Annotated in this window: 12 protein-coding genes and 1 pseudogene; 12 read left to right on the plus strand and 1 reads right to left on the minus strand. The window is 66.3% G+C overall.

Annotated features, from left to right (window positions below):
- The 8 genes and pseudogenes from JWQ89_RS17730 to JWQ89_RS17765 all read left to right on the plus strand — a co-directional run.
- A pseudogene (locus JWQ89_RS17730) lies at positions 1-452 on the plus strand (hypothetical protein); the annotation flags it as partial.
- A 321-nt stretch (positions 453-773) separates the two neighbouring features.
- Positions 774-1,427 (plus strand): TetR/AcrR family transcriptional regulator, encoded by a 654-nt coding sequence (locus tag JWQ89_RS17735; RefSeq protein ID WP_299643115.1) that lies wholly within the window; start codon positions 774-776, stop codon positions 1,425-1,427.
- Between the two features lie 9 nt (positions 1,428-1,436).
- Positions 1,437-2,384 carry an HlyD family efflux transporter periplasmic adaptor subunit gene (locus tag JWQ89_RS17740; protein WP_299643116.1) on the plus strand — a complete coding sequence of 316 codons (948 nt, stop codon included), beginning with the start codon at positions 1,437-1,439 and terminating at the stop codon, positions 2,382-2,384.
- Complete coding sequence (locus tag JWQ89_RS17745) at positions 2,381-3,331, plus strand: ABC transporter ATP-binding protein (protein ID WP_299643118.1); 951 nt, start codon at positions 2,381-2,383, stop codon at positions 3,329-3,331. Before JWQ89_RS17740 ends, JWQ89_RS17745 begins: the two co-directional genes overlap by 4 nt.
- Entirely contained in the window at positions 3,328-4,461 is a 1,134-nt protein-coding gene (locus JWQ89_RS17750) for an ABC transporter permease (protein WP_299643120.1), read from the plus strand. The genes JWQ89_RS17745 and JWQ89_RS17750 overlap by 4 nt, the downstream gene beginning before the upstream one ends.
- A 48-nt stretch (positions 4,462-4,509) precedes the next feature.
- A complete protein-coding gene (locus JWQ89_RS17755) occupies positions 4,510-5,487 on the plus strand; it encodes a zinc-binding dehydrogenase (protein ID WP_299643121.1) in 978 nt (325 codons plus the stop codon).
- Between the two features lie 52 nt (positions 5,488-5,539).
- Positions 5,540-5,947: an MbcA/ParS/Xre antitoxin family protein gene (locus JWQ89_RS17760; RefSeq protein ID WP_299643123.1), complete on the plus strand. Its 408-nt coding sequence runs from the start codon at positions 5,540-5,542 to the stop codon at positions 5,945-5,947.
- Positions 5,941-6,657 (plus strand): RES family NAD+ phosphorylase, encoded by a 717-nt coding sequence (locus JWQ89_RS17765; RefSeq protein WP_299643124.1) that lies wholly within the window; start codon positions 5,941-5,943, stop codon positions 6,655-6,657. The genes JWQ89_RS17760 and JWQ89_RS17765 overlap by 7 nt, the downstream gene beginning before the upstream one ends.
- A gap of 66 nt (positions 6,658-6,723) precedes the next feature.
- On the opposite strand, the gene JWQ89_RS17770 is transcribed toward JWQ89_RS17765, so the two are convergent.
- Positions 6,724-8,064, minus strand: coding sequence for an NAD(P)H-dependent oxidoreductase (locus tag JWQ89_RS17770; protein WP_299643125.1), 1,341 nt, complete (start codon positions 8,062-8,064; stop codon positions 6,724-6,726).
- Between the two features lie 47 nt (positions 8,065-8,111).
- Here JWQ89_RS17770 and JWQ89_RS17775 point away from each other — a divergent pair, with 47 nt between their 5' ends.
- The 4 genes from JWQ89_RS17775 to JWQ89_RS17790 form a co-directional block, all read left to right on the plus strand.
- A complete protein-coding gene (locus JWQ89_RS17775; RefSeq protein WP_299643127.1) occupies positions 8,112-9,128 on the plus strand; it encodes an enoyl-CoA hydratase/isomerase family protein in 1,017 nt (338 codons plus the stop codon).
- Positions 9,129-9,216: 88 nt separating this feature from the next.
- Positions 9,217-9,507, plus strand: a complete 291-nt coding sequence (locus JWQ89_RS17780; RefSeq protein WP_299643129.1) for an STAS domain-containing protein — start codon at positions 9,217-9,219, stop codon at positions 9,505-9,507.
- A gap of 6 nt (positions 9,508-9,513) precedes the next feature.
- Positions 9,514-9,873, plus strand: coding sequence for a response regulator (locus JWQ89_RS17785; RefSeq protein WP_299643131.1), 360 nt, complete (start codon positions 9,514-9,516; stop codon positions 9,871-9,873).
- A gap of 46 nt (positions 9,874-9,919) precedes the next feature.
- The coding region (locus tag JWQ89_RS17790) for an Hpt domain-containing protein (protein ID WP_299643133.1) at positions 9,920-10,192 on the plus strand (273 nt) is incomplete at its 3' end.

Below are 10,192 nucleotides of genomic sequence, written 5' to 3' on the forward strand. Positions count from 1 at the left end.
CACGCGTGGCTTCGATCCATGCGGCTCTCGGATCCAACCGGGTGATCATCGAAGCGCCCGTTGCGGACTACCGGCAGCACCTCGAAGGCTACCAGGGGATCGACGTGGCGCTCGACCCGTTCCCCTATGCCGGTGGAACGACCACCTGCGAGGCGCTGTGGATGGGGGTTCCCGTGGTCACCATGTGTGGCGATCGCTATGTCGCGCATATGGGCGAGAGCATCCTCAGCACGATCGGGCAAAGCGAGTGGGTTGCCGCAGATGCCGATGGCTATGTGGCGCTGGCACGTGATCTCGCAGCAGACCCGCAAGGGCTGAGCCGGAGCAGGTCGGAGCTGCGCCGGCGGTTCGTCGGCTCACCGATGTGCGACAGCGTGGGTTTTGCCCGGGAGTTCGAACGGGCGGTTCGCGGTATGTGGCGCGCGTGGTGCGAGGCGCCTGCCGGACGCTGAGTGTGGCATATTGCCGGCATCGCGGCTGGAGCCGGTCCCACCCTTGATCCCCCCCACGACTGAGGAACGCTAAAAGCAGCGACCGGGGGCTGAGGAGGTTTCAGCCGGCCCGGTCGCGCTTGGGGCGTCCGCCGCAACAGGGGACGAGGGCACCATAGAGGTGGTCGCGTTCGCAGTGCGTGATGTCGACGTGAGCATAGTTGTCCGGCGGGTGTGGTTTTGGTCCGCAGCCGGCGATCATGCCTTGCTGAAGCAGGCTTGCACATGACTGACTGGTCAGTTATTACGCGACTGACCGGACAGTCAGCAAGGTTCTTTGGCATGGACACACCCGATAGAGAGCGCGGGCCGAAGTTTCGGCGGCGGGCGGAGGCGAGGCCGGACGAAGTGCTGGATGCGGCGTTGGAGCTGTTCATCGAGAAGGGGTTCGCTGCGACGCGGGTCGAGGACATTGCCAAGCGCGCCGGGCTCAGCAAGGGGACGGTCTATCTCTACTTCGCTTCCAAGGAGGCGCTGCTCGAGGGGCTGGTGCGGCGGGCGGTGCTGCCGATCGCCGATTCGGCGCTGGCGACGCTCGGCAATTTCGAGGGCGATCCGCGGGTGGTGATCTCGATGGTGCTGAAGATGCTGGCCGCGCGGTTCTCGGACCCGAGGATGCTGGCCATGCCGAAACTGATCTTTCGCGAGGTGCTGGGGTTTCCCGAGCTTGCCGCGATGTATCGACGCGAGGTGCTGGACCGGGTGATCCCGGTGGTCGAGGGGCTGATCCGGAAGGGGATCGACGAGGGGTACCTGAGGCCGGTCGATCCGAGCCTCACCATCCGTTCGATCATCGGGCCCCTGATGCTGCATGTCGCACTGGCCGAGGTGTTCGGCATCATGCCGGAGGGCGGGATGAGCTTCGACAAGCTGGTCGACAACCACCTGACGATCCTTTTCGACGGGCTCAGCGTGCCGTCGGGCCCGAGCGCGTAGGAGGCTGTGATGGAGGGATTCCTGGCCTGGCTGGCAACGCTGGTGGCGATCGTCCTCCCCGGTTTCGGGGCGACGGAGGCGCCGCACTACAATGGCTATGTCGAGGCGCGCTACGTCTATGCGGCGGCTACGACGACAGGACCGATCGAGACGATCTCGGTCAGGGAAGGCGACCAGGTGCTGGTCGGCGACCTGCTGTATCGGTTGAAACAGGAGCAGCAGGTCGCACTGCTGCAGGCGGCGGAGGCGCGGGTTTCCGCTGCAGAAGCGGCGCTGAGTAATCTTACGACCGGCAGCCGGGCGGATGAGATCGATGTGATTCGCGCCAGCCTCGAAAAGGCGCAGGCCGACCTGTCGCTGGCCAGGGACAGTGCAGGGCGGAGCGAGAAGCTGTTTGCCGGGGGGCTGGTGCCGCAATCGAAGCTCGACCAGGACCGGGCGAGCCTCAGGAGCGCCGAGGCGGCGGTGCGCCAGCTCGAGGCGCAGCTCAAGGTGGCCGAGCTGCCGGCGCGCGATGCGCAGCAGTTGCAGGCGGAGGCCAATCTCGCCGCGGCCCGGGCCGATGCGGAGAAGGCGAACTCCGATCTCGCCGATCGGACGATCACGGCGCCGGCGGCGGGGCGGATCGAGCGGGTGTTCTACGATGCCGGCGAAATCGTTTCAGCCGGCGCGCCGGTGGTGTCGATCCTGCCCGAGGGGGCGCTCAAGGTGAAGTTCTACCTGCCGGAAGCGGCGCTGGCGGAGTTTGCGCTGGGCCAGCAGGTGGGGGTGAGCTGCGACGGATGCCCGGACGGGCTGACGGGAACGCTGAGCTATTTCGCCTCCGACCCCCAGTTCACGCCGCCGGTGATCTATTCGCGCGACGAGCGGCAGCGGCTGAGTTTCCTCGTCGAGGCGACGCTCGAAGGGGTGCGGCTGCATCCGGGCCAGCCGGTGACGGTGGAGCGGCTGCAATGAGCGAGGGGCTGGTCATCGACGTCCATGGGCTGACCAAGAGTTTCGGGCCCAAGCGCGTGGTGGACCATTTCGACATCCAGGTGCCGAAGGGGGCGATCTACGGGTTCCTGGGGCCGAACGGATCGGGGAAGACCACGACCATCCGGATGCTCTGTGGGCTCCTGACGCCGGACGAGGGCGAGGGGACCTGCCTCGGCTTCGACGTGCGGCGACAGGCCGAACAGATCAAGGAGCAGGTCGGCTACATGACGCAGAAGTTCTCGTATTACGAGGACCTCAGTATCCGCGAGAACCTCGATTTCGTGGCGCGAATGTACCGGCTCGACAGGAAGAAGGAGCGGGTGGACAGGGCGCTGGCCGATCTGGGGCTGGCCGACCGGGCAAGGCAGTTGGCGGGGTCGCTGTCGGGCGGCTGGAAGCAGCGGCTGGCGCTGGCGGCGTGCCTGTTGCACGAGCCGAGGCTGCTGCTGCTCGACGAGCCGACGGCGGGCGTCGATCCCAAGGCGCGGCGCGATTTCTGGGACGAGATCCGGCGGCTCTCGGCCGAGGGCGTCACGGTGCTGGTTTCGACCCACTACATGGACGAGGCAGTGCAGTGCGATTTCATCACCTACATCGCCTACGGCAAGAAGCTGATCGACGGGCCATCGGCCAGTATCCCCGAGATGGTGGGGCTCGAAACCTGGCGGGTCGAGGGGCCGGACCTACCGGCGCTGGAGGGGCGGCTGAAGACTGAACCGGGGGTGGTGCAGGTGGCGCGGTTCGGCACGGTGCTGCACGTCTCGGGGACCGACAAGGCCGCGCTCGAGGCGACGGTCGATCGGCTGACGGCCGAGGGGACGCATCGCTGGAGCCTGCAGGTGGCGGGGCTCGAGGAGGCGTTCATCTACCTGATGACGGGCGCGCGGGACAATTACGCCGATGATGGCGGGAAGCGGGCGGCATGAGCCCGCGCTTCTCGTTCAGGCGCTTCGGGGCGGTGCTCTACAAAGAGTTCATCCAGATGCGGCGCGACCGCATCACCTTCGGGATGATGATCGGGCTGCCGATCATCCAGCTGTTCCTGTTCGGCTTTGCCATCAATGCCGACCCGCGGAACCTGCCGACGCTGGTCGAGATGGGCGACAATGGCCCGCTGACCCGGGCGGTGATCGCCGGGATGCAGAACTCGAGCTACTTTGCCTTCAAGGGGGCGGTGAGCGGGATCGGCGAGGGCGAGGAGGCGCTGCGACGCGGCGATGCCAATTTCGTCGTGGTGATCCCCGAGGATTTCGAGCGCGACGTGGTGCGCGGGCAGCGGCCCGAAATCCTCGTCGCGGCGGATGCGTCGGACCCCTCGGCGACGGGCGGGGCGGTGGCGGCGCTGTCGGGGATCGTCAATGTTGCGATTGCGGAGACGCTGGTCGGGCCGCTGGCCCAGCAGGCCGGCGCGGCGCCGTTCTCGGTGGTGGTGCACCGGGAATACAACCCCGAGGGCAAGACCTCGACCAATATCGTGCCGGGGCTGCTGGCGATCATCCTCTCGATGACCATGGTGATGATCACTGCCATCGCCATCGTCAAGGAGACCGAGCGGGGGACGATGGAGATGCTGATCGCCACCCCGGTGCGGCCGCTCGAGGTGATGCTGGGGAAGATCCTGCCCTATGTGTTTGTCGGCTATGTGCAGACGGCAGTGTTTCTCGCGGCGGCGCGCCTCGTCTTCGGGGTGCCGTTTGAGGGAAGCGTGTGGGCCTTCTTTTTGGGCTTCAACCTCTTCATCGTGGTGAACCTGGCGCTGGGGTTCCTGATCTCGACCGCGGCGAAAAGCCAGATGCAGGCGATGCAGCTGAGCTTTTTCACCATCCTGCCGTCGATCCTGCTCTCGGGCTTCATGTTCCCGTTCGCGGGGATGCCGGGCTGGGCGCAGGTGATCGGGCAGGCGGTGCCGGCGACGCATTTTCTGCGCGTGGTGCGGAAGGTCATGCTGAAGGGCGGCGGGCTGCCGGACGTGACGGGCGAGCTGTGGGCGCTCGCCGCTATTCTCGTGGTGATCTCCGGGATCGCGATGCTGCGGTATCGGCAGACGCTGGACTAGGCGAATGACCCCGCGTGGCCTATCTCACGGGAAAAATGGAGTGATGCGATGAAGTCCGTGGTGTTCGACGAATTCGGCAGCCCGCGGAAGGTGCTGCAGGTGGTGGAGCGGCCGATGCCCGAGCCGGGCTCGGGGCAGGTGCGGGTGCGGATGGTGCTGTCGCCGATCCACAACCACGACCTGATGATCGTCACCGGGCACTACGGATACAAGCCGGAGCTGCCGCATTTTCCGGGGACCGAGGCGCTGGGGGTGGTGGACAAGCTGGGCGACGGGGTGACGAACCTCGCCGTCGGGCAGCGGGTGACCGGCGGGGCAAGTGCGGCGTGGGCGGAGTATTATCTCGCCAATGCGCAGTCGCTGGTGCCGGTGCCGGAGGGGATCGACGAGGGAACGGCGAGCCAGCTGGTGTCGATGCCGCTGAGTGCGTTCCGGCTTTTGGGCGAACTCGAGGTCAAGCCGGGCGACTGGATTGCGCAGAATGCGGCGAACGGTGCGGTGGGAAAGATCGTCGCCATGCTGGCGGCGGAGCGGGGCATTCGGGTGCTCAACATCGTGCGGCGCGAGGAAGCGATCGCGGAACTGGCGGCGGAGGGCATCGGCGACGCGGTCTCGAGCGAGCATGAGGACTGGCCGGAGCGGGCGCGGGCGATTACCGGCGGGGCGCCGATCCGGCGGGGGCTCGATTCGGTGGCGGGCCGGGCTTCGGACGAACTGCTGTCGCTGCTCGCCGAGGAGGGCTGGATGATCTCGTTCGGGGCCCTGAGCGGGCGGCCGATGACGCTCAATGCGGAGAACCTGTTGTTCAAGCGGACGATGGTGAAGGGGTTCTGGGCGGCCAGGCCCTCGACGTTCCACACGCCGGAGCAGCTGAGGACGGCGTTGGTCGATTTCGTGCGGCGGGCCAAGGAGGGATCGCTGAAACTACCGATCGCCGAGGTGTTTCCGCTCGAGCAGGCGGCGGAGGCGGCGGAGGCCAGTAATACGAAGGGACGGCAGGGGAAGATTGCGCTAGGGGGGAGTTAAGGGTTGTCATTTGGCATGATAGAGCCTTTTTTCAGCCAAATGGAGATCAGCCATGCAATTGCTGCCGATCGACACCGATGCAGGCGAGTTTACAGCGCAGCCGATAACGGATGAGGAAGCGGGTGCGATGTTCCGTGCTGTACTCAATCTGTTCCGGCTGTGGGGGCTCTCGGACGGCGAAGCGGCGACATTGCTGGATCTGCCGACCCGCACCTATGCCCGCTGGAAGGCGGGCGATGTGGGCCGGCTGGGCCGGGATGGCAAGGCGCGGCTGTCCAACATCATGGGCATACACAAGGCGCTGCGCCTGATTTTCCGCGAGCCCGAGCGTGGCTATCGCTGGGTCAAGACCCCCAACACGGCATTCGGCGGCAGGAGCGCGCTGGAGGTGATGCTGGAGGGCGAGCTGACGGATCTGATGCGGGTGCGGCGCTATCTGGACGCCGAGCGCAGTTGGTAGACGACGCAACGTCAGCGGCGACAACAGCCAAGGTAGAGTGGTGGGGGGCGGTCCGGATCATCCGCAGCATCCATCCGCCGATTGACCTGTTCGAGGACATTGCCGATCCCCGCGACTGGCCGCTGCTGATTTCGGCCGAGCAGAAGACCAACCCGCGGTTGATGGAGTCGATCGGCCGGCTGGACCTAGTGCCGCCGGAGCGGCGGGTGTCCGGGCCCGGGGCTTCGTATCTGACGGCGCCCTTCACCCACGCCACGCCGGATCGGCCGAGCCGGTTCAGCGACGGCAGCTGTGGGATGCTCTATCTGGGCGACAGGTTCGAGACGGCGCTGTTCGAGACGATCCATCACCACGAACGGTTCATGGCCCGGACGGCGGAGCCCGCCGGCTGGACCTCGCAGTTTCGGGAGATCGTGGTCGATCTGGTGGCGGAACTGTACGACTTGCGGCGCAAGGCTGACGCCCGCGTGCTCGATCCGGTGGAGTATGTGGCCGGGCAAGCGCTGGGTTCGGAGTTGCGCAAGGCCGGCTCGGAGGGGGTGGTCTATCCAAGCGTCCGGTACAGGGGTGGCGAGTGCGCCGGGCTGTTCTATCCCGACCGATGCTCGAATCTGCGCCAGGGGCGGCATCTCGACTATCACTGGGATGGAAGCAGGGTGGACTTCTACCGGGATGTGGGGTCGCGCCGGGTCTACGAGATCATGCCGTAAATGAAGGCGCGGCTACAGAAGCGGCCCGGGTGTGGGTACCGAACTGTGGCTACGGGCCAATCGGGGTCAAGCCACCAGCCCGAACATCTCGTCCTGGCGCTGGCGCAATGCGTAGAGGCGGGTGGACTGGTCCGGGAGGGCGTTGGCGCGGGTGAGGAGCTGGCCTTTTTTCACCGGGGCCGTGACCTTGCCCCCTTCGAGGAGGCCGACCGGGACGGCATGCTGGCGGCGGGCGTCTTCGACGGTCAGGATGAAGCTGCGGTAGGAGGTTTCGCCGATGGCGTCGAAAGTTTCGCCGATGGCGAGGTCACGCTTGGCAACGGCGCAGACTTCGGCGACCGGGTTGGGCATCGGCACCATGTCGGGGCGGCCGTAAAGCATGATGCGGGCGGCGGTGAGCGGCACCTCGAGCGAGGTCAGGTGGTAGGGGCGGAAGAAGGCGTAGTACGGGCCCTTGCCGACGTGGAGGTCATCCATGCGCTCGATGATGCGCGGGTGCTCGGCCTCGACGATGACGAAGACGCCCGGTGCGACGCCCTTGCCGATGGTGAAATCGACGACGCCCTTCTTGTTGAGGATGCCGCCATCGGCCCTGGGGATCAGTACCTTGACCATGTCGTCGCGGTCGGCCTTGGGGCCATGCATGCCCGGAACATCGGGGACGAGGCCGGTGGCGTTGGCGATGCAGGCCATCTCCACCATGGTTTTGCTGCCGTCGACGAACTCGACCAGCATGCGCGGGTTCATGTTCCGGCGGGTGGCTTCCTCGCGGTAGTCGTCGGGAACCGCGTCGTGATTGAGCGGATTGTTCTTGCCCTTGCCGGCGGAGACGATGCGGTAGCCGAGCGCCGAGGCGAACTCGATCAGCTCCATGCAGCTCGAAGGCTCGTCGCCGGCGCCGACGGAATAAATGACGCCGAGGCGATCGGCCTCATGCTTCAGGTAGGGGCCGATGGTGACGTCGGCTTCGACATTCATCATCACGAGGTGCTTGCCGTGCTCCATCGCCATGAGATCGTAATCGGCGGCGACGCCGGGCTTGCCGGTGGCATCGATGACGACGTCGATCAGCGGGTTCTGGACCAGCGTTTCGGCGGAGGTGACGGCCATCCTGCCGGCCTCGATGGCGGCGGTGACCTTGCTTTGCGTGTCGGCCTCGACGGCGTGCGAATCGTCGCCGTAGGCGATGGCCATGGCGGCGCGGGCGGTGTGCGGGCGGCGGGTGGCGATGGCGGCCACTTCGATGCCGCGCATCAGCGCGCCCTGGGTCACGAGGTCGGTGCCCATTTCGCCCGAGCCGATGACGCCGATGCGGATCGGCTTGCCGGCATCGGCGCGCGCCTTCAAATCGCGCGCGATGCCCGTGAGGTGCACGTTGGTGAGCGGTGTGGGGATGTTGGCCTTCATGACGGGCTGCTCTATCACTCGGGCGGAAACATGGGAACAGACGAGACATGACCGGCCAGCTCGATGTGATCCGCGAGGGTCACCTGGGGATTATCGCCCTCAACCGGCCCGAGGCGATCAATGCGCTGAGTCTCGAGATGATCGACGGCATCACGCGGGCGTTGGAACTGTGGCGGGACGACGAGGACGTGCGGCTGGTGCTGTTCGAGGGCCGAGGTCCGCGCGGCTTCTGCTCGGGCGGCGATGTGCGGGTGGTGCGGCAGGCGGTGATCCACGGGCAGGCGGAGGTCGCGGACGCCTATTTCGATGCCGAGTACCGGATGGACGGGATGATCGCGCGCTATCCGAAGCCGACGGTGGCGCTGAGCCATGGCATCGTGATGGGCGGCGGAATCGGCATTGCTGGGCACTGCACGTTCCGGTTCACCACGACCGAGGCGCGGTTCGCCATGCCCGAGGCGGCAATCGGCTTTGTCTGCGATGTGGGGGTGAACCACATCCTTGCCAAGGCGCCGGTGCATCGGGCGCTGAGTTTTGCCATGGCGGGGGTGCCGGTGGGGGCCGGCGATGCGCTGGCGCTGGGGCTCGCCGACTGCGCCATCGATCCGGCGCGGATCGAGATCGTGCGGGTAGGGATTGCCGCCGCTGCGTCGGCGGCGCGGGTCGATGCCGCCCTCGTGGCGCTGATGCAGGCGGAGATGGCGCCGGTGGGAGAGGCGGTGCTGTGCGCGGCGGCCGACCGGCATCACGGGCTCGACTGGAGCGATCCCGAGGCGATAGTCAGGATCGCCGGAGGCGACCCGCAGCTGGCGCTGCTGCCGCTCCGTTCGCCCACCAGCCTCGTTGCCATTCTCGAGAGCCACCATGCGGCGCGGCGGCTGGTCGATGTCAAAGACGTGCTGGCGCTGGATTTCCGGCTCGCCAGGCTATTGGCGCGGCTGCCGGATTTCGCCGAAGGGGTGCGGGCGGTGCTGATCGACAAGGACCAGCGGCCACAATGGCGGCCGACGGCGCTGGGCGAGGTCGACCGGGCCGCGCTGATGAGGGCGATCGGATCGGCGTAAGTCCCGGAAAACGCCCGAACTTAGCACTTCCTAAACCGTTCCATCGGATGCTCGCGCCCGGACCAGTCCGTTGGGGGCACGCCAGTCCATGGCCCAGCTACGCAGCAGAAGCATCGCCTTGCCGGCGATCGTCGATCTCGACGCGCTCGATCCGATTCGCGACGGGCTGATCGACGCGATCGAATCCGGGCCGGTGACGATCAAGGCGGGCGCAATCGAGCGCGTCGCCACCAACGCGCTGTTCATGCTGCTGAGCGCCGCCGAGACGGCGCGGCGCAACAATTTCACATTTTCGGTCACCGAGCCCAGCGAGGCTTTCCGGTCCGCGGTTTCGCGGCTGGGGCTTGGGGCCCGGTTCGCCGCGATCATGGAGGGATAATTTTCAATGCGTGTACTGACGGTCGACGATTCCAGAACCATCCTCGCGATGCTGCACCATACGCTGTCCAATGCGGGCTTCGAGGTGCTGCAGGCCGAGGACGGCCAGAAGGGCCTCGATGTGTTGAAGAACGAGAGCGTCGACGTGGTGATCACCGACATCAACATGCCGGTGATGGACGGAATCGAGTTCATCAAGAATGTCCGCGCCTCGGGGCTGCACAATTCGCTGCCAATCCTGATCCTCACCACCGAGACCAGCCAGGACAAGCGCGACCAGGGCCGCGCTGCCGGCGGTACCGGCTGGATCGTCAAGCCGTTCGACCCCGAAAAACTGATCTCGGTCATCCACCGCGTCGTCCACTAAACCGGGCGACTGGCTCCAGAGAGCCCAGAAGGGTTTCGACTAGACTATGAGCGATCTCGACGACTTCAAGGCAACCTACTTCGATGAATGCTCCGAGCTCCTCTTGGAACTCGAAGAGCAGTTTCACGCCATCGAAGGCGGCGACCGCTCGTCCAACCGGCTCAATGCCGTGTTCCGCGCCATCCATTCGATCAAGGGTGGCGCCGGCGCCTTCGGCTTTTCCGAGCTGGTCGGCTTCGCGCATGCCTATGAAACGCTGCTCGATCAGGTGCGCGAGGGGCATATCGAGCTTGCCGACGAAGTGGTGGCGCTGTGCATC

The organism is Devosia sp. (genome assembly GCF_028290645.1).
Taxonomy (GTDB): Bacteria; Pseudomonadota; Alphaproteobacteria; order Rhizobiales; family Devosiaceae; genus Devosia_A.